Raw genomic sequence first — 24,700 nt, 5'->3', positions numbered from 1 at the left:
AATTCAGATTTTGTCAAATGACATCAGCCTGACGAGAGCGTCCCTAATTTCCTCTATCAACAGCCTGTGTAGGTCTGACACCTTAGACCGACCCACGTTGAATCTTAAGAATCAGAATCAGAATGTCCAGTCAGGGGCAGTTGGAATATTTCCGAAAGATCCGTTATTTCCTGGTGCAACTGGGGTAATTGCTTTACCGGCATGGAATATTTTATCCCCGCTTGTGTTTGGGTACCAGCCCTGAATCAAAAGTGTAAAGGTCTCGGTTGTGCCTGCGCTAAAGGGATCTGTCCAGGTTTCGTTTACGGAATTTGAACGAGTAATCCAGCCAGATTCATTCCCTGCGTTGTCAGAGCATCTGTACATTGTCTGATACCCTGCCACGCAAGAGTATACTATTGTGAAGATAGCCTGCGTTCCCTGGTTCTCTACTTCACTACCTGTAGTGCTGAAACTACCGTATGCCGGGGGATTGATATGGAAAGCGATTGTCCCGCTTCCGGTTTCACCTGCAGGCGAGTCAGTTGCATCTAAACTGTAATGGGCGTCAGGATTGGTAGCGGAACCTCCGCAAATCTCACTGAATTGTCCGTAGAATGGCTGGGATGTAGTGAAGCCAGACCATGGACCATCTATTTGAGTCCATTTGTAAGTAAATGAGGAATCATCATCATTGATGGTCACATTGAATGGGAAATATGCATTTACATCATCCTTAACTGTTTTAGCGACAACCTGCGGCCTCTGGTTGACATAAATATCCTGCGGCGTATTTACAGTTCCTGATGTCCTGCCATTACCGCGGTCTGCATAGACATCAAAATTCCTGGCATGTCCTCCGCCTGAAGTGACAGAGTAAATCTTAGCCGCTCTCCATACGACTCCACTCCAGGACATTGTGGTGGAGGCGTATGTGCCACCGTTGATCTTGATCTTGCTGCTCATGCTTGGAATCACAGAACTCCCGGGTGTGCCTGAAGGTAATTGATAGTTCATGGTAACAGTCGCACTTCCTCCTTCGAGATAGACATAATAATAATACGGTGTACCGCTGACTGTTCTGGTCGGCGGCGGACCTAACGGTGCGGTCCATTCTGGTACAGGAGGATTGATGGTGAGTGAAGCGGTCTTTTCATTTTCATGGGTGGTAACGCCGCCGCTGTTTCCAATACTGTCCGTGACATGATATCTGATTGTATAAACTGCACAGTCATGGTCGCCGAAATTGTGGGTCAGAGGGCTTGAGAAACCGACGTTTCCACCCATTCCGTCATTGTACCAGGCACTGAGCCCGCCGATCCCTCCACTTGCTGAGTAAGACATTGTCGCTGTAGCAGAAGTGCTAGCGTCGATCGTTGACGGGGAAATGCTCCAGCTGTCTATCGAAACCACATTATAAACATACACCGTGAGCTGGGCGGAATTTGTGCTCGGTTCGTCATAGGGATCTTTGACCTGTAGGCTGAAAACCTGTGTGCCGTCAATCGGTTCATTGTACCTGCAGGTTTTGGGAGAAGAATAAGGCGCAGGTATGGATGATCCGGGGCCTGATTCTCTTTTCCAGATCACATGGGAAGTGTCCCAAATGAAAGTGTAGGCGTCATCGTCGAGTATTCCGATGGAAAAATCCTTGTTCGTACTTGGCCGCACGTCGTCGATCGTGTAATTGTCATTGCCTGAATAAGCCTGGGCCCAGGGCCTCTGATTGATGAAAACCGACTTCGGAATAGTGATTACAGAAGAGGTCCTGCCATTGCCGCGGTCTGCGTAAACGTCGAAGCTCCTGGCATGCGTGGGAGATGATGTCAGGCCGCTATATGTTTTGGATGCCTTCCAGATGGTGCCGTCCCAGGCCATGACATTGGCTGCGTAGCTGCCGCCATTGATCCTAATCTGGCTGCTCATGCTGGGAATGTAAGTATTGCTTGGCGTGGTCGACGGCAGTTCATAATTCACAGTGATGTTCGTACTGCCGCCGTTTGCGTAAACATAATAATAATAAGGCGTGCCGCTGATAGTTTTTGCAGTAGCGCCTGAGGGATCCTTCCAGGCCGGCACAGGCGGGTTGATGTAAAGAGTTTTGGTGACGATCGGCTGGTGGGGGCCGCCGAGCGCTGCAGGGTAGCTGTCCACTGTCTGCCACCTGACAGTATAAACGTTGCAATCAACGTTGAAGTAATTTTTTGTTTCCGTACCTGTGCTGTTTAATTGCAGACCAGAGCCCAGTCCATAATCCAGATAGTAATTCAGATCAGGCAGTCCACCAGTTGAATTCTTTTCGATTTGTACATTGGCGGATGTGTTCGAACAGGTGATTGTAGAAGGAGACAGCGAGAGTGATTCAGAGATATTATCATAGGCATAAATAGTGTAGGTTGGACCGTTTGTGCTGAGTTCTCCATCAGGGTCTTTAACCTGCAGGCGATAAGCATAAGTACCTGCAGTGGGAGCAGTGAAAGTGCATTTCTGGCCTGCGGCAAAACCGATCGTGACATTCGGTGGCATGGGAAGGGGTGCAGGATCGAGCTGCGTCCATTTTATTGAATTATTATCCCAGGGGAGATAGCTGCTGATCAGATCGTCGTCATCCACACCAAGTTGCCAGGACCAGTTGAAATTGTATGGTACTACATCCTGAGTCTTGTTTCCCGAAGAAGTCGTTACATAGGCGTTAGGGACATGATTGACATAGATATGCTGCACTTCTTCTGTGGAAACCTTGGTGTTGCGGGTGGCTTTGACATACATGTCGCAGACATGGCTTGCCACATCCAGGTCCCAGACCTGATTGTCTTTCCAGACCCCGGTTTCTACTGTCATTGCTTCAGTTCTGGAAGTTACACCAGCCTGACGCACTGTCCCGTCAACAGCGCCGACAGGAGCGCCTGGAGTCGGCGCAGGAAGGTAAAAATTCAATGTAACCTGATTCTGAGTATTGGCAGCATTATAAGGCGTAGCAGTGTAGGAATAATAATAATAAACAGTGCCGACTCCGTTCTTCTGCCAGGGATAAGTTTTAGGTGAGAGTGGAGCGTCCCAGACAGGTGTCTGCGGGACTACTATCACTGTTTTTGAGCTGGAATCAAAATGCGGGATAGCTAATGAACCGGTCTGGTCGGATCCTTTCAGAATCAACGGATAATCTCCGCTCCTGCAGTCATAACTGCTGAAATCCTTGTCTTCTAACTCATAGGCTGTGTTGATGAATGCTCCGTAACCGTAATCAATCTGAGGGGTTCCGACAGGCGGCAGTGCGCCGGTTGTGTTGTAAAATTTATTCAAGGTGATGACAGTGTTGTCTCCCCAGATTTCACAAGTGCGCGAGATGTTCAGAGTGACGTCCATGGTGTCATAGGCATAGATCGTCATGACTGCAGTTGCTGTATTGAGGCTGGGTTCGCCATACTGGTCAGCCACCTGCAGGCTGTATTTATAGATTTGAGGCTTATCAGTGGAAAATTGAAATTTGGGTTTAGTGCCAGTTTGAGTCGGTGTATATCCAGGTATGCCTGAAATATATGTCCAGACAAAGTTGTCGGGATAGGGATAGCTTGTAGCAGGATCGTCGTCTTTGGAGCCTGCGGACCAGACATAAGTGTGTCCTGCACCTGCTATGATTGACACATGATCATAAGTGTAGCTCTCACCTGTATTGATGGCCCAGGCATCAGGCACCCGATTGATGCGCACAGGGAATTTAGTGCTCCAGGGAGAAGCAACTTTATTGCGCCTGGCACGCACTTCCCAGGTGTAATCGTGTGTCGGCGGATTCTTCAGGATCACAGACTGGGTGCCCTCCCACCAGTAGTCGCCCACCTCAAACGTCATAGCCCCGGAATATGGGAGTGCGACTTCATTTGTAGTCACTTCATATGTCACACCTCCTCCTGACCGCATCACAGGCGGGAGATGGAAAACGAGCTTGACTTCCATGGAAGTAGCCGGGTTCGGATAGGTAAAGTAATACATGTCATGATCCCAGTTGGTTCCTGAATTCCAGCTGGAAGCAGACCGCCAGTCCTTTGGCGCAAGATTCGCTGCCGGAAAATCCCAGAGCGGGATCTGGGGCTGGATTGTCAGCACCTGGGTGTTGGTATTGTCGTGGCCTGGGAAGCCCTTTCCCAGGCTGTCCCAGCCGTTCAGCGAGACTGCGAAGGTTCCGCACTCGAAAGTGCCGAAATCGTGGGGATCTGCCGGATATTTATTCGGGTTCATGTCGTCGATTTCTCGTGTTTGCCATCCTCCCCCATCTCGGTAATCTATCCGGCATGAGTATGGCTTGACGCCGCCAGTATGGGTCTTGTTAAGAGTCACAATCATATGATCTTCTGTAGTATCCATGAAGAGCGGATTCGTATCAAAAACTTTATCATCTGAAAGTTTGAGGGTCACCACAAAGGAATTGGAATTGACTATAGTGAGCAGGGTTTCATTGGTGCTGGGCTCATTATACTGATCCCTGATCTGCAGTTTATATCTGCAGACAGACTCTACTCCGACACTGTCCTGATACTGGAATTTGGGCTTTGTGAGGAAAGTGAGTTCTTTGGTAGTGCCTTCAATCTGCGTCCAGACGAAATGGGAAGTGTCCCACTTGTAGGCTGAGTTTGTGAGTGGCATGTCGTCATCATAGACGCTGACTTCAAAGCTGACTGCTGTGCCGTATGTACCTGTTTCAATGGTCCTGATTTCGCTGGTAGCTAATGGAGATCCTGAAAGCAGGGTCCAGGGGATCCGGTTGATCTCAGCGGTGATCTGATTGCTCCAGGCTGATTCCTGGGAATTGCGCTTCACTTTGACTATGTATTTATGGTCATGGATAGTTTTGGCGTATGTTCCATTGGGATAGAACCATGGTGTTAATATTCCTGTCCAGGGTGTGCCTGATGTCATTTTATCGGAATATGAAGTTTTCACGCCTGCGGCAGGCGGGGAAGTAGTCTCCCAGATCTGGAAATAGGTTTCAGGAGTGGTCAGCACAGCAAGGTCGTCGTGGAATTTGAGTGTAACAGCCACAGTGCCGTTCTGGGTATGATCTGTGGGGTGGCTGTAAGGGAAATAATAAGTGGATTCAGCAGTCAGTGTGCAGGGAGTGGTCCAGGAGGTGGTTGGAGGATCCCAGACAGGCTTGGGCGGCCGGATCGTGAGTATCTTGGCATCTTCGTCGTGATGCGGCTGATAGGTGGTCGGAGCGTACAGGGTTGCATAATAATCGTCGCCTTTCAGCCTGAATTCGTAAGTGCCGCAGTCCAGGTAACTGAATGATCTGCTTTCTGCGCCGTAAGAAGATAAGTAACTGACCTGACCCGATGTGGCAGGCAGGGTAGTGCCGCAATACCAGATATCGCTGAGGCTATTCGAGCCATTGTAGCCTCCCAGCACCCAGATCCTGTTCCTGAATACAACTGCACCAAACAAGGCGCGGCCAGACCAGCCGGGCTTGGTCCCTGACTCGGTCCAGGCACTGCCGTTTGTGGAATACCACAAGTCATTATACATGGTAGAGTAGCCATTTTTATGCCCGCCCATTACCCACATCTTACCGTTATAATTAATCATGGCATGGCCTTCGCGGACATCCCAGCCGGCTCCGTTGGTTGCTGTATTCCAGTCTGCGCCATCTGTAGACGAGTAAACATCGTTGCGGAAAGGAGTAGCACCTCCGCTGATCCACATCTTGTCTCCCCCGCCGTCATTGTATACCACTCCCCTGTGCTTGTTGCGCATAGGGTAAGTATCAGTCAGAGGTAGATTGTTCCAATGCTCCCCGTCTGTAGTCATGTAGACATCATTAATAGCCCCGGTTGTGCCGAATCCCCCGATTATGTAAAGCACACCTGCGTATTCCAGGCAGACAGTATTGCAAATCAGTTGCGGGAATGTTGAACCACTCTGCTGCCAGGTCACTCCATCTGCTGAGCTCCAGATGTCGTTTTTGCGGGTGCCGTCATCTCCTCCGATCACCCACAGTTTTCCTTTGTATCCGACAAAAATCATCCCTTCTCTCGGACCCCAGATCTGTCCGCTGGTATAGACTTTTTCCCAGAGCATTCCGTCTGCTGAAGAATAAATATCATTCAGAGAACCCCCATCTGTTCTGCCGCCTGCCACCCATATTTTCCCGTTAAATACTGTGCAGCCAAAGTTGTAGCGGCTGCTCCAGGGAGCTCCTTTGGGGACAGATTGCGTCCAGGCACTGGTGGGATCAGCTGTAGAACCATTGTCTGAAGTGGGCAGGCAGAGATACGGTGACCGCACAGGTTCCAGGCCGCCAGAATAGCTTTTGGTGATTGTGACAGGTGTCGTATCAGCACAGATCTCGTCAGTAATGGTCAATTCGACCGTGACAAAGAGATCATTGTAGATCCAGATCTCCATGGTGTTGCGGTTGATGCTCTGCTCATTGCGAGGATCTGTGAGCTTGAGCTTGAACTTGTAAACACTTGAGGTGGGATTGCTGAAGTGGAACTTGGGGCTGGTGCCTGTAGGAAGAGGCACTCCGAGACCCCTGTTGAACAAGCCTGCTGCAACTTCAGAACTGGATGCCGCAACTTCCCAGGTAAAGGCCGAAGGATAATCATAGCTTGAGATCAGATCATCGTCGCTGACATCTACACTCCATGGCCAGTCCTGGTTCAGATACTGGCGCAGGTTTGTTCCGCCGCCTGCAGGATCTCCCTTAAGATAATACTGCTGGTGCGCGATGATCACTTCAGCAGTGGGAATATGATTGACCTCGAGATAGAGCGGGTCGCTCCAGAACGATTCCTGGCCATTGCGCAACACCTTGACTGTAAGTGTATGGGCGTGGGGAAGGTTATTATAATTGAACGGGCTCAGGAATCCTGTCCAGGGGTTGCCTGGCGACATTTTATCAGTGTACGAAGTTGTTTTTGTGCCGTATGGAGCGCTGGCAGTGTCCATGATCTGGAAATATGTATGCAGGTCAGGTACGGCAGTGTCTGTTAAAACAGTGAGAATCTCATGAAATTTTAATTTGGGATTTCCTGAAATGCTGCCAAGATAGGCGAAATAAAAAGATTTGATTTCAGCAGTACCAATGGATTTCAATTTTTCTCCAGGTGCCAAGGCTAATTCAGGAGTGTCCCAGAGCGGTTTGGTCGGCCTGATGATCAGCTGGACTGTGCTGGTGTCCTGATGGTTGGGGACAGGCCCGAAACAATCGAATCCATGCAGGCTGACCTGGACTGTTCCGCATTCGAGTGTGCTGAAATTATGAACGTCTACCTTGAAGCTGGGTTCATCCACTTCGATCGTCTTATAGCCTCCGCCGTCCCCGTAATTTGTCTGATCTGTAAAAGGCCCGATCCCGCCGGTAATGGTCTTGGTGAGAGTGACTGAGGCTGTGCCCTGATAAGTGATTTCAGGAGTGATTTTCAGGGTATTGTGGAACATGTCGTAAACATTGTATTTCAGCCAGGTCTCGTTTGTATTCGGTTCGTAGAACTGGTCCTTGATTTTGAGATTGTATTTATAAACGCCTGGGGTAGTGACCTGGAAATTGAACTGGAGCTTGGTCCCGACTTCTCGGGTGGGCTTGACAGGGATCGTGCCGCTGATCTGGTCCCAGTTGAAATGTGTGTCATCCCATGTGTAGACACCTTCAGTATCGTCGTCGATCAATCCCACAGTCCAGACTTCCTTGGAAACCGGCCTGACATCCATTTCCAGGGTAGGCTTCATGTCCCGCACAAAAGCGATCGGGACCTGATTCAATCGAACTGCCATGGTATCGCTCCAGACGGAATCTATCTCATTCCGCCGGGCTTTGACAATGTAGCTGAAATCATGCCGCGGCGGTGCTGAAGTCACGTTGGGATAAATCTGGCTCCCCTTCCATATACCGCTCGTCGAATCCATTAATCCGGTCTCCACAGAACCTGAAGGGAAGGTTTTGAGGGAATACTGGGTGGTGCCTGTCAGCCAGGGGCCGCTCGGCAGGCTGAAGGTAATGGAATAGGTCCTGCTTCCGCCCAGAGGATAAGTGTAATAGACAGTGGGAGTAGGAAGCGGGACCGGAGGATTGGCGAAGTCGCCTGCAGGGACAGGGGACGCGAAAACCGGCTTGGGAGGACGCATGGTCATGATCTCAGAGGTCCAGTCCGAATGCCCGAGTCCGATCCCGACTGCATCCTGTCCTTTGAGTATGATCTCGAATGTGCCGCAGTCCAGCGCATGCGGAGCCAGGCTGAAATCAACCTGTTCAGTGTCCCAGTTGCTCTTCTGGCAGGCCATTGTCATAGGCGGAGAAATCGCAGGCGGTGAATGCCAGATGTCATTTGTGGGGTTGGAAGTCCAGGAGTTATCAAAACCGCAGAAAATCCAGATCCTGTTGCTGAATGTGGCAGCAGCAAGCCTGCTGCGGGGAGACCAGCCGGGTTTGCTGGTGGCAAGCTGCCAGTTGCTGCCGTCTTTGGAACTCCAGACCTCGCTGTTGCATGAACTGCCGTCAAACCCGCCCAGCACCCAGATTTTTCCGTCAAACACCACCATCGCCTGTTCTTCGATCTTGTGCCCCAGAACTTCGGATAAACTTACCCGGTTCCAGCTGTTGTCTGTGCCAGGGGAATCACTGGCATAAAGCATGCCGCTGGGTGTGCCGGGCCAGCCGCCGAGCAGCCAGGCCTTAGTGCCGCTGCCAGGATCGAACGCGACTGCGCTCTGCCAGCATCTGGCAGCCCAGCCAGGGTTCGAGGTGCGCAGGGTCCAGTTCTTGCCGTCTGTAGAATCGTATACCCTGCTGACAACCACATTATCGTACCCGCTGGTCAGATAAAGTTTCCCGTTCAGCCAGAAAACGTTATGCTGGCAGTTGGAGTTAGGCAGATTTCCTTCGTTTGTCCAGGTTTTTCCGTCAGCTGTGCTCCAGATATCGGATTTGTATGTGGGAGCCGCAGAACTTTCTCCGCCTGCGATGAACATCCTGCCATTGCATTCGTAAGCGGCAAAACCACGGCGCCTGGACCAGGAACTGGCGTCGTCAGTATTGTCGCGTTCCCTGCGCCAGGTGAAACCGTCTGCCGAAGAATAGACATCATTGAAAAAAGTGGTGCCGTCATAGCCGCCCATCAGGTAAATCCTGTTATTGTAGACGAAAACCACCTGATCTGCCCGGGAAGTCCAGATCTGCCCCTGCGGGCTGACTTTCACCCAGTGCGCTGCAGGTGTGTTGGCGCCGTAAGGCGACAGGGAGCCTGAGTCCCAGCCTTCAGGCAGCGGGCAGACGGTCCAGACATCTTCAGGCATTGTCTCCAGATTGTTGATCACGCCAGAGTAAGTTCTGGGGCTCTGGTTTCCCAGATAAATTGTATAAACGAACCTGGAGCCGACGAACTTGTCTTTTTTGGCATCCAGCTTTTTATCCTTATCTGCAACATCTGAGAGGTCGAATGGACAATCAATCTTGTCCCATTTTTTCTCATACTTGGTACCCGAGTTATCGTAATAATCAGCGAGCACATAAGTCGTACCGCAGGCAGACGGGTTGGCCGAATCCATTGTCAAGTTAAAAAATATTTCCCTGTTCTGGTCGGATTTCCGGTGGATCTTCACGAGCGGCAGCACGCTGCACAGAGCTGATCCGGACGGAGCAGATCCTCCCTTGTAATAAACAGTGGGGGTAAGCGAATCGTAGAATCCCCACCACTGATCTTCCGAAAGCTTGGGAGAGCCGTTTTTCACTCCTTCAGCCAGCACGCTCGCAGCACCGTTTTTCACTCCGATCACCTGGAATCTGAGATTAATCATTGGATCTGATGAGGCCTGCACCTGGATGTCCTTGGCTGAAAAATTAAGGTTGCCTGTAAAGCCCTGTCCGACGCCCTGGGTCGCAGTTTCCAGTGTCTCGAATGGGTTGGAGCTGAAAAACCTGAGATAAGCCGTGTCTATATCCAGCTTGTCGAAATACAGGACAAAGTTGTAGGAAAATTTGTATTTCGTACCGGCAATCGCGTACCTGACATCCGACAGGATCACGCTGAATCTCGGGTCAGGCTCTGTCATTGCCGGTGTGTTGGTGCCTGTCGGCAGGCAGAGGATCGGATCAGGGACCGGAGGTACTCCGCCGTGATGGCCTTTGATGATGCTGATTTTGGGATCAGCCTGGTCGATCAGATTGCGGGAAAGGTCAAGTGTGACCCAGAAACTTCTGAAGACCCTGATCCTCATTTCGTCTGAGTCAGTGTAATTCCTGAAATAAATTGAATTCGGATCCCTGAAGTCATAAGAAGTCGTCGGCATGTATTGCTGATTCATGTCCTGCACCTGGAACATCACCCTGGCTTCCCCTGAATCGTCGGAACCGGTGCCGGGTAATTTCAGCAGGATATCTGTTTCAGCCGAATACTTATCGGAAAAGTTATCTTCCAGTTCGCCGTTCACGATCTGCCAGAGGAAAGTTTTCATGTCCTGGCCTGCATCGTTTGTTTCATAAGTGCCGGTCAGATGAATGGTCTCGTTCTCGATGCCGCCCATGTCTGGTCCGGCATCGCAGGTGGGAGGCATGTTGCGCAATGCGAATCTATCGATGCTGTCCAGGGAAGTGCCTGAACCGGAAGTGCCGAAAATCCGGTAATGATAAAGACCGAATTGATTCACGCTGTCATTGTCGCTCCAGAGGTTGGTGGAGGTATTGAAAACTTTCATGAAATCAGGGCAGTTGTTCGGCTCAGTATCGATGGTTCTCTCGACCCTGTAACCATTGGCTCCGCCAAGCGAGGAATCACCGAGCTGCGCGAAGGACAGGTCGAGCAGCTGGCATGTTTCCACCACATCCTTGAAGAAATTCACCCTGTGCGGATTGAACATGGGTACGACTATCTTGATTTCATTGCTGTAAACCGAAGGCAGAGAGCCGCTGCCTGTGCGCAATTCAGTCAGCCTGTAAATGTCTGAAATCTCCTTTGTCAGCGGACCGGATACAGGAAGCGCGGGTATTTCCACAGTATAGAAAAGTTCACAGGTATCCAGAATGCCGGTTCCATTGCATGATAATCTGTATTTGTCAGCCATCGGGATGCTGTCCCAGTTGAAATTCACATTCCTGCCGTCCAGATCATAATAAACGCTGGGATGCTGGAAAGTCGGCGGGATCAGATTCATGTTTCTGACGAACAGCCAGGGTTTGAGCGGGAAATCAGCCGGTTCTGCGACATTTTTCCCGTAATAAAGCAGCAGCGTCTGCTTGTCGCCGACAGCCAGACCGCGGACTATGCCTTCAGGCTGGATTTCATCAGTGTCAGGGTCCATTTCCACGTCATTCAGATTCCAGGATGAAGCAGGGGTGTTCTGGCCGGTCCAGGTAGTGCCGCCGTTTGCGGAATAGAGGATCTGGTATCCGTCAGACCGCTTCCGGCTCAGACAGGCGAAACCCAGGTAAAAATTCAGAAATTCCACACCCCTGACCGGAGCGTCGATGCCGATGACTTCCACTGTATTGTAAGTGCGGCCGAAGTTCCCTGAATAAAGCAGTTTCCCGTGCAGGCCTCCGGCCCAGACGAGCTGGTTATACTTGTCTGCCGAAGAAATGCTGTAATAGGGGGAATCAACCGCATAAGCCGGAGCGACGGTCTCAGCCGTCTCTGCAGTGTCGCCTGTCGAATCCCAGTGATAGTAAAGCATGTTCCGCTCTGCACCGTTGCCGATGGTCTGCCAATGCTCCCTGTCCCAGGCAGCAATATTGTCCTGAATACTGGAAGCGTGGAAAACTGCTTCCAGGGAGTTGCAGATCCCGCCGTTTGATCCGCTGTCTTCTCCTACGCAGATATATTTTTTATCCACACCGAGTTCTGCGTCGAGCAGGGATTTCATATTGGCGTCTGCAACAGCAGGCCTCAGTAACCCAGCCTGATACAGCCGATAGGTTCCCACTGATGAGAGGTTGTAGCCTGTCACAATGAAATGGTCATGGTCCTGGACTTTGACATTGGTGGGAGTCATGCTGCCGCTTGAAATCTTGAAAACTTCCCAGGTGTCGTCTCCGTATCCGATTGCTGAGAGCACATAATAATTTCCGCCGCTCCTGTCTGAGAGCACAGCCACGCGCCCGTCCGCCATGCTGCAGGACAGCAGATTCAAACCCGCCGGAACCGGGGGCAGGGCCACCTGATACCAGCCTTCCACCCTGAATGAGGCAGGTTCAGACCAGGCTGTATATTCATAGGTGCCGAGTTTCTGCGGGTCTTTTCTGAAAGCCCGCACCTTGAACATGTAGATTCCAGGGTCCAGGGCAGGGGTTTCCTTCATGTTCTCACCGGGCTGAATCACTAAGTCTGAGCTGAAATCAGAAAGGTCAGGCGAATGCGACCAGGCGACATGGAATCCTACCATGCCGGCAGGCACCTGCGGAATGTCGATGAAATTGATCTGCAGGCCGTGGAAATCAGGATCATTGTATTGGCTGTTCTTAAAGGTGATGATCTTGACTTTTTTGCCCTCAGTCATGTCTCCCAGCTTGATCCTGTCATCGAGCAGCGGAGGATCCACCAGCAGAACTTCCACATTGTCGGACTGGGAACTCCCTCCGATCTGGTTGCTGGCTGTTTCAGTGATTTCAAAGCTGTCTTCAGTGGGAGAGCACCAGATTTCCTTGAATTGCTTCGAGGGACTGACGTCAGTTATGCCGCCGATTACCCAGATTTTCCCTGAAAAAACTAAACTTGTATGAGCATTTTCAGTAAGGAATGGCGCAGGGCTGGCTGCCTGATACCAGACTATCCCGTCACCCGAATAGTAAACATTCCTTGGAGTTGACGGACTTCCGCCAATCACCCACATCTTATTGCCGAACACCACGCTTGTCTGCCCGCTCATTGCCGGGAATCCGTCAGGATCAGAGTTTTTACGTACACAGGTCCAGTTCACACCGTCAGGTGAAACCCAGGCATCTGCCATCAGGCTGCCTGTTGTCCCTCCAATTACCCACATCTTGTCGTTAAATACTACACTGGCGTGCCCTGCTCTGGCAGTAAAACCATTGGGTGTTCCGCTGTCCCTGGCCATGCTCCAGGTGGTGCCGTCATCAGACCACCAGACATCGTTTTTAAGCCCGCTGCTGCTTTCAGCTCCGATTACCCACATCTTGTTGTCAAAGATTACGCTGCTATGACCATACCTGGCAGAAAAGCCGTTGGGTTCTCCATTCTCTCGTGCGCTGTACCAGGTAATTCCATTTGTAGACCACCAGACATCGTTTTGTGCAACATGAGATGCGACTTGTCCGCCAATCACCCAGATCCTGTCCTGGAAAACCAGAGCTGTGAAGTTATCCCTCCCTGGAAACCCGGCATTGTTCGTAATGCAGGTCCAGTTTTTGCCGTCACTGGAATTCCAGACATCATTCAGGTAATTTCCAGCTGCTGCGCGACAGTAACCGCCGATCACCCACATCTTATTTTTAAACACAACGCTGGCATGACCATGCCTTTCCAGAAAACCGGGATCGCCTGTCACCAGCTTCCAGTCAACTCCTGCTTTGCCGCTCGGGAAATTAGTCAGATTGATGGTGGCAGTAACTGTCTGATCCGAGAGATTCAACCTGGTGGCTGTGGCAGCTACATCGCCGCCTACATTGAAAGTCAGCAATGTGGTGATGCCTGCGCCTGAAGTCCCGTGGCCTGCCCTGGGCTCGTCTCCTATGCCTGCGGTCAGGATAACTATTCCGTCAAAATCGTAATATGTGTCATCGCCATTACCCAGGTTATGACCATACATGCTGTGATTTGTCGCATCATAGGGAGTGGAAATGAAAAGGTCCGCCTGGTTGGGGGCCTGGGTTTCCAGGGAATCAACCGGCTGCTCAAAACCCATCGGCAGCCAGACGAACTTGAGATGCCCTTTCTTTTTGGCTTTGAGAGCTGGTATGGAAGGAGATCCGTGCCGCACTCCGTTGATGTCATAAACTTCGAACAGGCCTTCATATTCTGAACCAGCGCTGCCTGAGGTCTTAAGCTCGAACTCGATCTCGTCCAGCCTGGAACCTGCATCGTCATAGCTTGCAACCAGCAGAGAAGTGGAATATGGGCCGCTGGATGAGTTTTTGAGGGTATGGAGTTTGAGCGCAACTTCCATGGTGGGAATCTGGCCTTCAGGATAAAGGTCTATGCCTGCTTCTTCGCTCGTATAACCCGGGAAAACCTTGGCAGTGACTGTGAGGAAGTTGCCTTCAGGCAACTGCAGGTAGCGGTCAGCGTCGGAGCTAAAGAAGTTTGCCACATCAGCTGCAGCAGCTCCGGACTGATTGCCGATATTCCCCGTGTAGCGGTTGAATTCCACGTCCCCGCCGCTGGTCTGGCAGGCCAGCTGGGTGCTGTTGCGGAAATTGTTGCTGCGGATAATTCTGTCCTTGTAACCGACTGCATCGTAGAGCATTTCCGCTTTGACTCCAGTCGGGTTGTTGTTGAAATCATTCAAAATGATCAGCGGCTGTCCGCCGCCGCTTATGATTCCGGCCTTGTTCGCAGTAAAAAGGTTTCCCGAGATGGTAGGTGAAGTATTGTTGTCTATGCCCTGATCCATCTGATTCTCGAACTTATTATAGATCACCCTTACTCCGGTACCGCCGTTGGTCTTGATCCCTGTGCCGTTGCCAGAAAATTTGTTGCTCACTTCTCCGACTTCGACTGTATGGCCGATCAGATAGCGGTCGCCGTCGACGATCTCCAGTGCAATCCCGTTATTGTCGAACTCGTTCAGAGCCACTTCCACGCTCTGGCAGGAATTGAAACAGGCGCCGATATTCTGATAATTCGCGATCAGATTCTTTTTAAACGACGGATTTGTGAGACTCTCGCATTTCAAACCTGTGGTGTAATTTCCAAAGGCACTGGAACTCGCGTAATCGAAACTGTCGGCTCCGAAAAGGTTCACTGCTACCACGAGATTCTTGCTGCTCAAGGCCCAGAGCGCCTTGTCCCCTTTCGGAAGGTCCTGGGAATAAAGAAAACTGTTGGCACCGGCTGCGGTGCCGTTGCCCAGGTTGAGATTATCTGCAGAATGAAGCCTGATCCCGACTTTGTCGTTTAGAAAAGTAAGTCCTGTAATAGTAGTCGGAACTGCGGAAGAAGTCAGATTCAATCCGATACTGTCGTCAGTCAGGTAATTCCTGCCGCTGAAATTAAGATAAGAATAAGCTGAGAAAGAGATCCCTGTATCAGCCTTTTTTACAATCGATTCCGTACAGGTCAACGCTCCGGATCCGAGATTCAGACCTCCCCAGGCACTGCCTGCCGCGGAAGGCATGTTGAAGCGCTCAGGTTTGAATCCTGTCAGTCCGCAGGTCTCCACACTGTCGAAATCGTTGTCATCCGCACTGGTAAAGAAACAGTGATCCACTTCTGCAGTAATCATATTGGTCATCAAAGATCTGTCGCCGCCGCTCCCGCTGCCTTTGACGAGGCAGCGCTGCATGAGCAGTCCGCCTGGAGTTTCATTGATCAGAGTTTCATTGAGGAACAGGAAGCAATCCTTGAAGGCAAGGCTGGAATTAGCCTTGAAAGAGCTGAAGCTCGAAGTGTTGAGGCAGCCGTATCTGAATTCGAGCTTTTTGCCTGCATCAGCTTTGATTTTCCCGATTCCTGCGAAAGGGGCTGCATTGATTCCGTGGCTTCCCCACCATCCGAGGGACAGGTCAGAGGAAACCGACTCAGGTGGAATCGGGGGCTGGCTGTCGTTCTTGCTGGTGAAAATAACGTTTTTGTTTCCTGTGATGATGATTTCATCGCTGTTTTCGACGGCATAATCACCGCCGAACTTGATCAGTGTTTCACCAGTGCCTGCGTCAATCTGGATCTGTTTGCCCAGGGCGGCCTCGATCGTGGAAATGATCGCTGCCCCGTAATTATAGCACGGCCAGGTCTCGCTCGCTTCCACAGTCCCTGCATAAGCCCAGGGAATATGCGTTTCTTTGCCGCTCTGAGCCGAGAGAACCTTGGAAAAATCTGGTACATTCCTTCCCCAGTAATTGTACTTCAGGTTGGCTTCCTTGCCGTCGTCGATGGAAAGCACCAGTTTGAGGTCATCTTTGCTTTCAGTTTCGAGCCTGTTGTAATAGAAATTTTCCTGATTGCTGCAGTGCCCGTGGATTTCAAGGACACCGTAACGGAACCTCGCCCATTTGCAGATATCGAGCTCATCCCAGCCGTTGAGCACGATTCCGGTATATTCCCCATTTTTCGGACCAGGTGAGAGGAGCGGCAGAACCTTGCCTGCGATCTGGTCCGTACCGGTAGTAAACACTACTTCAGAAGTTGATGTTCCTTCGATCCTCAGGCTTCCGTTGCTGGTGAAAATGCCGGGTACTTCACCAGGGAAGAATTCGATCAACTGGGGTGCTGGTATTTTGATCTCACCCGTTTCCTGCAGCACATAGTCCAGAATCACGGTAGGTATCGGGTCGGATGGGTCGGCAGTAGGATAGGTTGCTGATCCGTTGACGCAGCCGGACAGGGCGAGCGGCTGGATATCCGACTCAGCCTGAGCCTGCTGATCTTCCCCTTTGACTAAAGCGTCGGCTCCAACTCTTGCTCCGTTGAAAAAACTGTATCTGGCAAAAACCCTTCCAGACCCTGTTCTCCGCTGCAGGTTCAAATGGTTGGCATTGAAATAATTGTAAACGAATACCGGGAGAGCGCTGCTGCCGATACTCAGCCCTGAATGGTCGATCGCAGTGGTGTTCCCGTAAAACAGGTTGAAACTGCCCGAAAACTGCCCGTCCCTGGAGCAGTTGATGCCTGCAGTATTGTTTCCAAAAAAACATTTGGCAAGATGAATCGAACCCTGATCGTCAAGACCGGTAGTATTGTTCAGAAAACTGCAGGAATCGGCAGTGTCTGTACCGAAGAGGGATAACCCGGCATAGTTGCGGATCAGGCCTGCCCCGTATAGATGCAGGGTCCCGGCTTTCTGGCTGATGGCTTCCCTGTTGTCCCTGAAAACTGAATTCTCAATGGTCTGTTTACCGGTATCGAATACAAGACCTGACAGATTGCCTGCGAATTCCGCCTGTTTGAACGTGAAATCACCGTTTGCGATTCTTAATCCGATCACGTTGTTCTGAAGAGAGATGTCACGCAGCGTGCCGCCGTATAAATCGGTAATTATGTTCTCATCAGCATGGGTGATCAGGATCCCGGGAAGATCCAGGCTGCAGGCACCGATTCTCAGGCCGGGCCACGCCTTTGAAATGCTGGGGTCGGCGTCATCAGGGGAGTAACCGCAGGAAACATCGTTGTATGAAGAGAAAATGACTGAAGCAAACTGGGGGCTCCTGGAGATCAGTTCGGAATTCTGGAATGAAATTGATTTTCCCTTGTTCGATTTGAAAGCAAGCGGACCGCGGAAATTATAGCAGCCGCCAGTCATGGAGAGATCGGTGTCATAAATATAGGTTCTATATGGATAATAATAATCACCATTAGGGTTTGAAGTCAGATACTCAGGATCTTCAGTGATCAATGGAGGCAGTTTCCTGCCTTTGTTCTGGCTGCGCCAGTAGCTCATGGTGGAGGTCATGACATACGGGCTGCTGGCAGCGTTCATCAGGTCGCTGACAGATACCCTGATGGTTTTACGGACAGGCACCAGCTGGAAAACAACCAGCCTGTCCCCATCCAGGATGAAGATTCTTCTTCCGTTAGGGGAAAGCAGAATCTCCATCGGGTTCGATACGTAGGATTCCATCGGCACGCTTCCCCTGGGTAATAATTGGGGGATCGCGCTGGACGTATCCAGGTAAAAAACACCCAGTCTGTAATTTGAGTCCTTGTAAATGACCATCACTATTTCCGGATTGACGCCGAAACTCAGGGAAATCGGGTTCTGAATATTGGGAACAGACAGTTCTAGAGGAAATGGTCCCTGCAGGGGTGAATAACTTCTGTCGAAATCCACAGTCATCCTGTCCAGTTCAATGGAAAGTCCGTCTTCAGGCCAAATATCCCTGCAGCCTATGGCTACAGTTACTCTCTGGGTAGGGGCAGGCAAAATGATGATCCCGGTTTCCACTGAATCCAGTGTGATGTCCTTGCCGAAGTCAGGCTGCCCTGCGCTGCTTAAATCCAGTGAGGGAGCTATTTCGCGGCCATATATCCATAATTTGCATGCTGCCTGGGTGCCTTTCTGTGAAAACCGGCTGAGAAAATTCAGGCCGACTTCGATAGTCCTCGTTTCCTCCTGGAAATTGAACTCTCTGTAACACCAGACCCATCCTCTGAATTTCCTGTCGCTCGTTATCTTAAGTACTGAATTCCCTGCCGAAGCCGGCAGGGTTGATGATTCCACTCCTACGTTGTAACCTCCAAGAGTGCCGCTGGTATCAAGGATCACATATTCTTCAAAACCATCGTACGAATTAAATTCGTTCAGGTAACGCTCAGCTGAATTGAAGATGGAAATTCTTTCGCTGGATTTGGAAAGGCAATAGACATATCTGCGGGATGGGTCCCTGTAAACCCTGTCATAATTCCGCGGCAGCTGTAAAGTGCTGCTGCCGTCGTCAAGGTAATCCTTGGCCCCGTCTGTAGACAGGGTGATCGCCAGGGAGTTTCCCGTGACGTCCTTGAGCACTCTCGGGAGGGGATTACCCGGAATGGTGCCTGCTGTTCCATCGCACCTGAAAATTTTGCGTTTGGAAAAGGTGTCGACTTCCATGATCCTGCCTGCCTCGTCGACAGCCTGCAGGACATGATACCAGTTGTCCCTCAGGACCAGCTTCCTGAATTTACTGAAAATCGGAAAAAAAGAATAGATCCCGTTCCCTGAATCTACCGCCATTCCTTTGGAAGTGGCCAGCCAGTTCCTGCCGCAGCTGTCGCCGGCAAAATCCCGGACATTGGCTGAAGCGAGACCTGTATTGCGGGAATCGTACTTAGTTGATGATTGTTTGATTTCCCATGCTGCCGGGGTCTTCTGGATTGTAAACATCCCTTGATCTGAGCAGACATAAAGGGATTGCCCGCTGTTTTTAAAGCGGTTGATGTGGGAAGTGCACATGGCGAGCGAGGCAGTAGTTGCAAAGGGATTGAGATTGGCAATAGTGCCTGGCAGGGTAAGCTCGCGGAAAATCATGAGATTCTGATCTGCTCTGGCAAGTGCCAGGTATCTTTTCCTGTCCGCGTAATAAAGAGCAATGTTACTGTAATCTGCAGACTGCATCACTCCGGATGGAAGTCTGATCAACTCGAAATGCTGCCCCCCATCCACGCTGAAATACGCGCCCAGGTCGGTGGCTGCATAGAGATAGCCGCTGTATTCGTCGAGCGCGAGGCTGCGCACGTTCACCCGTCCGGTAGGATCAGGCAATCCGCTGGCTGAACCGATGTTCTGGAATACACCGTCCCTGCGCACAAAGATTCCCTCTCCTTCAGTGCAGAAATACAGGCGCTGATTCCTCAGGTCTTTGAAAATCTGATTGACTCTTGTAGAGCCGCAGATTACCTTCCTGGATTCGTCGCAGAGCCCTGTGCGTGTGCCGAAGTAAGTCTTCCCCTCGTCCGGAGCATAATAAGCGCAGGTAATCATGTCCGGGAAAACCGGCAGCATTTTGCGGAAATTGGTGCCTCCGTCATAATGGATCCAGAGATTGCCGCAGGAAAACGCCGGGGTATCCGCTTCAGTGATCATTGCTTCAATTGTGCCGTCAGTAAAGTTTGAGGAAATTTCGGCGATTTTCTGATAGTGCAGCCCGAGGTTTACCCGATCAGTACTGGGGATGGCATAAATTTCAATCGAATCGGATGTGATCAGGTATAGTTCATTGTCTGTAGGAGAGAGAACGAAATCCTGGAAATCCGTTCCTGAGATCGTGGTCTCGATCATGTCGTCAAGTTTGGTTTTCCCGAGATTCACCGCTTTAAACAGGTTGTCGTTCATCACATAAAATCTGGAGGCATATCTGGAAAGCAGCGATTTTTTGGGTGTGAATCCGAGCGGAAGCGAAATCGTACGCACAAAACCGGTGTTTTTCAGGGGTGTGATGCCGTCGGCTTCCATTACCTTGACCTGGCGCCTCATCCCTGAATATTGAGTTAGCTTTTCACCGTTAGCTGAAATCGGATAAACTTCAGCCGACATCGGCAGAGCCTGATTTTTTCGATTGGCAATATTTTTCAGATCGTCGTAATCGCTGTAATCGTCCACATCGTCGAGACGCCTCCTGTCAACGACGGTTTCAATTGTGGCAGCTTCTTCCAGGCCGATCGAGAGAATGCTCTCAGGGTCGTCGAAACTTTTTGACAGGATCTCCTGCATCAGATCTTCGGCCAGCATGCGCATCTTCATCTGGCCTTCCACTTCCTTGCCTGACTGCACTCCAGTTGAAAAAAGAAGTGAGATTGGCAGCAAAGCCAGTGAAAGCAGTATCATGGTGACCAGGATCTCGACGATCGTAAATGCCCGCATTTTTTCCCGGTTAAATAATATTTTTATCAGTTTATTTTCTGATTAATTTAATTATACCAGAATTTCTAATTCTTTTCAGTAACTGAGAAATGGAGTATGGAGATAATAAACTTGGATTTGAAATATTTTGGATTTGTATGATAAGCTTTGTCCCATGATTAAAAAAATAACTTTGTTCGCCTTGATTTTCTGGGTTTCATCCGGTTTTTCCTATGGCTTCAAATCCCATTACCAGATCACTGAATCTGCACTCAGGAATTTATCGGCCTCACTGCCGGGACTATGCCGGAATCACGAAAAAATATCGTTCCTCTCAGCTCTGGTGGATGACGTAAAAAAAGTAAGAGCAGACGAGTATCCACGGCATTTCCTGGATTTCGAGAATTTTCCTGATCTTGGGATGGGGCTGCCCTCCAAAGAAGAATTCTACAAAAAATACAGCCGCGAGTTCATTACAAAAAACGGCAACCTCCCTTATGCCATTGAAGATGAGTATGCCGCCCTGGTCGACTGCCTCAAAAGAAAAGATTATCAATCCGCCCAGCAGCACCTGGGGTTTCTCTCGCATTATTGCGGGGACCTTTTCCAGCCCCTGCACATGACGAACTATTTCGACGGTTACAACAGAAAACAACGCGGCATCCATTCCGCCTTTGAATCAGGCCTGGCAGATGCCCTCTGGCCCAGGGTCGACCAGCGCGAGCTGCCGGGAATTGAGAGGATCACAGACCTGCATGGGAAGATTTTCGACCTGATGATGAAAAATCGCTCCTATATCAAGGATATCCTGATTAAAGAAAGTCTCTACGGAAAAGACAGGCTGAGATATCCAGGTCCTGATTTCGGCTCAGGCGACATCCGCCTGATGGGCTTCTGCGAAGAGCTTCTGCATGAATCAGTGATTTTTCTCTCCTCAGTCATTTTCAGCGCAGTCCAGGATGCAGGAAGTTCCCTGCCCCAGGGGACCGGCTTCGATCTGACTGCTGCTCTGAGAAGCTCCTACGACGAACCATACCTGAAAAAGATCTGCGAAACCAGCAACACTCTGATCAATGGAATCCACATCCATGCCGCACATCCTGAGTACCTGGCAGATCTTTTCAAGAGCCGCTCCATGCGGGAATCTGCCAGCTTCGTTCCAGACTCCGACTCAGTCCTGGAAAGCAACCTGGCCGAGCTGTTCTGCGACGGACTGCGGGATCGCTACCTGAAGGGCAACGGGATCGCGCTTTACAATGTCCGCGGTTTCCGCGAATGGTTCCAGCCTGGAATGATCCTGCTTGGAGACCTTAAGCTCTGCATGATGGAAAATGATCTGGCTGTTGTCAAGCTTACAGGATCTGAAATAATCGCCATTCTCGTCAAAGCCATGAACAATCCTAAAGTCTCGGGCGGTGCGTTCCAGCAGAGTGGCCTGAAAGTAGTCTATTCCAAAGACAAAGGCGGGTATTTCGTAAAAGAAGCCTTCTACGAAGGTCAAAAAATCAACCCTGATCACCTGTTTTTTGTGGTAACGAATTCTTTCCTGGCTCATGGCGGAGACGGTTATTCTGAATTCAGGAATACCTCTCGGACCGATCTGAAAGCCTGCAATGATCTGGAATTCTTCGTGGAATATTTTCACGGGAAAAACCTGAATCAAAAAATCGACGGCAGGAATACACTGGAATGATATACGACTCCCAGGCCACTAAAAGACTCCTTAAAATTCTGACTGCTGTCCGCTCCCGGAGAATCCTTGTGATAGGGGACCTGATACTCGATGAATACATCTGGGGAGACGCAACCCGTATTTCACCCGAAGCACCGGTGCCGGTGATCAAAGTCAGTTCACGCACTTATTCCCCCGGCGGTGCAGCGAATGTAGCCAACAACCTGCACGCCCTTGGAGTGAAGGTCTCGATCTGCGGCGTGCTTGGCGATGACGGTTACGGCAGACTTTTCAGGCAGCTGCTGATCGACCTGGGCATCAACACCGAAGGGCTGGAGATCGACAAACTGAGGCCTACCACCGTCAAAACAAGGATCATGGCACACAGCTATCAAATCGCCAGGGCAGACAGCGAAAGCACAGATCCGATCGGATCAGGAATCAACCGTCCGCTGCTTTCTAAAATCAGAGACAAAGCCTCCGGATCTGACCTGGTGATCGTCTCGGATTACGCCAAGGGAGTAATCACCGAAAGCCTCAGCAGGCCTCTGCTCACCTTTCTCAGGAAGATGAAGATCCCGGTCACAGTTGATCCGAAAGTGATAAATTTCCGTCTGTTCAAAGGAGCCAACACCATTACCCCAAATAAAAAAGAAGCTGAAGAGGCCAGCGGGATCGCGATCAGGGATAAAAAAAGCCTGATCAAAGCCGGCCGGAAGCTGATCCGGGACATGAACTCTGATTACCTGCTGATTACGAGGGGCGAAGAAGGCATGTCGCTTTTTTCCCAGAAAAATGTTTTCCATATTCCAACTGTAGCCAGAGCTGTTTACGATGTCACCGGCGCAGGTGATACAGTGATCGCGCATTACAGCGCCTGCCTGGCAGCAGGAGCTGAGCCGGTCGACGCGGCAATACTCGCCAACATCGCTGCAGGCATCAAGGTGACCAAACTTGGATCAGCCGCAGTGACAGCCGAGGAAGTGGCCGAGCATATCAGGAACGGTCATGAATGCGGGGAATATTACGCGGAAGAATTGAAATAAATGATCGCAGGAAGCGCCGCAGCCATTCGAATCATCAGAGCCCAGCAGAAAAGCGGTAAAACCGTGGTCTTCACCAACGGCTGTTTCGACATTCTGCATAGAGGCCATCTCAAGGTATTACGTGAAGCTAAAACCCTCGGCGATTTTCTCGTCGTGGCACTAAATTCCGACGACTCGGTGAAACGCCTGAAAGGGCCATCCCGCCCTTTAAACAAGCTTTCAGACCGTGAGGAAGTGCTGGATGCAGTCCGATTTGTCGATCTGGTCACATCGTTCGACGAAGACACACCCTGGGAGCTGCTTTCAAAATTAAAGCCGGACATTCTCGTCAAAGGCGGTGATTACCAGCCTGACCAGGTCGTAGGGCGGGAACTGGTAAAAAAAGTCGTGATCGTGCCTTTTGAAGAAGGATATTCGACAACGGATCTGATTAACCGCACAAAAAAGTAAGGGCGCAGCATGCTGCGCCCCTGCAATGATATTTTGATGCGTAATTTTACTTGGCAATCCGCAGGACCGGCATGTCCAGCATCGAAATTAATCCCTTCCTGGCATTCCCGATGAACGGGATGCAGTTCACTGTGACTGCCATCGTACCGATTCCACCCGGATATTCAGGAGAATTGGCTACATTCACATTCGGGTCGCCGTTAATCTTGATGTAATCGCCGGTCTTTATCCCTTCCTTCTCAGGCAGCACCTGCTGCGGATGAATCAGGGTAATGACTTTCTTTCCCTTGCGGATGCCGTAACCGATATGCTTGCAGCCGGCGACCATTCCCGGCTTCACGTGCACATATTTGGTCTTGCGTTCGGTCTTGGACATGATCGGTTCCCTGGATTCCTTGATCTCGTCAAGCTCGATGCCCATGGCGTCTGCGATCATGCAGATGGAGGCCGGAAATCCAATGTGCCCGACTATGCTTCCATCCTTGATGCCGCTGTCGAATTCTTTCTTGGTGGTTCCTACGCCCTGGCTCTTCATCACCGTAGGTCCGAACGGGGACAGGTCGTTGATCCTGGAGGCCTCAATCGAATCCACGCGTCTGCAGGCTCCGCTGAGCATGATGACCAGGGAATCCAGCACGAATCCGGGATTGATGCCTGTGCCGAGTACTGTGACGCCGTTTTTCAAAGCCGCCTTGTCCAGTTTGGCAGCGAGCTTCTCGTCGTATGCCCAGGGATAAGCCATTTCTTCAGCGATCGTGATCAGATTGACTTTCTCTTCAATTACGGACATGATGTCGTCAAAACCTTCCTTCACACCGGAGCAGACTGCCATTATTACTACATCCGGCTTGTGCTTCCTGATCTCCTTGATCGGGTCATTGCCCACGATAATGCCGGTTTTTTTAGTCAAATTGAGCACTTTGCAGAGGTCCTTGCCCTGTCCTTCAGGTCTCTTCTTGTAAGCAGCCACGAGTTTCATGCCCTTCTTTTTAAGGATCAGGTCGGCCATTCCGGAGCCCATCGCCCCCAGCCCCCATTGCATGACTTTCACCGGTTTCTTCGTCAGCGCATACGCGCCAGGAATCTTATGCATCAGTACCTCCCCTAAGATATGCATCTATCATATCAGACTGGTATG

5 protein-coding genes are annotated in these 24,700 nt (G+C 50.6%); 3 read left to right on the top strand and 2 right to left on the bottom strand.

Features of this window, described 5'->3' with window-relative positions; translation table 11 throughout:
- Window positions 1-117 precede the first annotated feature (117 nt).
- Window positions 118-20,415 (bottom strand): hypothetical protein, encoded by a 20,298-nt coding sequence (locus tag PHW04_09135; protein MDD2716044.1) that lies wholly within the window; start codon window positions 20,413-20,415, stop codon window positions 118-120.
- A 154-nt stretch (window positions 20,416-20,569) separates the two neighbouring features.
- Between PHW04_09135 and PHW04_09130 the strand changes: the two genes are divergently transcribed.
- Genes PHW04_09130 through rfaE2 form a run of 3 tightly spaced genes read left to right on the top strand, consistent with a single transcriptional unit; the run spans window position 20,570 to window position 23,562 of the window.
- On the top strand, window positions 20,570-22,087 hold the full coding sequence (locus PHW04_09130) for a S1/P1 nuclease (protein MDD2716043.1): 1,518 nt from the start codon (window positions 20,570-20,572) through the stop codon (window positions 22,085-22,087).
- Window positions 22,084-23,112, top strand: a complete 1,029-nt coding sequence (gene rfaE1, locus PHW04_09125; protein ID MDD2716042.1) for a D-glycero-beta-D-manno-heptose-7-phosphate kinase — start codon at window positions 22,084-22,086, stop codon at window positions 23,110-23,112. The genes PHW04_09130 and rfaE1 overlap by 4 nt, the downstream gene beginning before the upstream one ends.
- Window positions 23,113-23,562 carry a D-glycero-beta-D-manno-heptose 1-phosphate adenylyltransferase gene (gene rfaE2 / locus PHW04_09120; protein ID MDD2716041.1) on the top strand — a complete coding sequence of 150 codons (450 nt, stop codon included), beginning with the start codon at window positions 23,113-23,115 and terminating at the stop codon, window positions 23,560-23,562.
- Window positions 23,563-23,608: 46 nt separating this feature from the next.
- Here the strand turns inward: rfaE2 and ord are convergent, their stop codons facing one another.
- Complete coding sequence (gene ord, locus PHW04_09115; protein ID MDD2716040.1) at window positions 23,609-24,655, bottom strand: 2,4-diaminopentanoate dehydrogenase; 1,047 nt, start codon at window positions 24,653-24,655, stop codon at window positions 23,609-23,611.
- Window positions 24,656-24,700 lie beyond the last annotated feature (45 nt).

The organism is Candidatus Wallbacteria bacterium (genome assembly GCA_028687545.1).
In the GTDB taxonomy this organism is placed as follows: Bacteria; Muiribacteriota; JAQTZZ01; order JAQTZZ01; family JAQTZZ01; genus JAQTZZ01.
The sequence above is the reverse complement of the archived record's forward strand: the minus strand, read 5'-3'. Positions and strand labels throughout refer to the sequence as shown.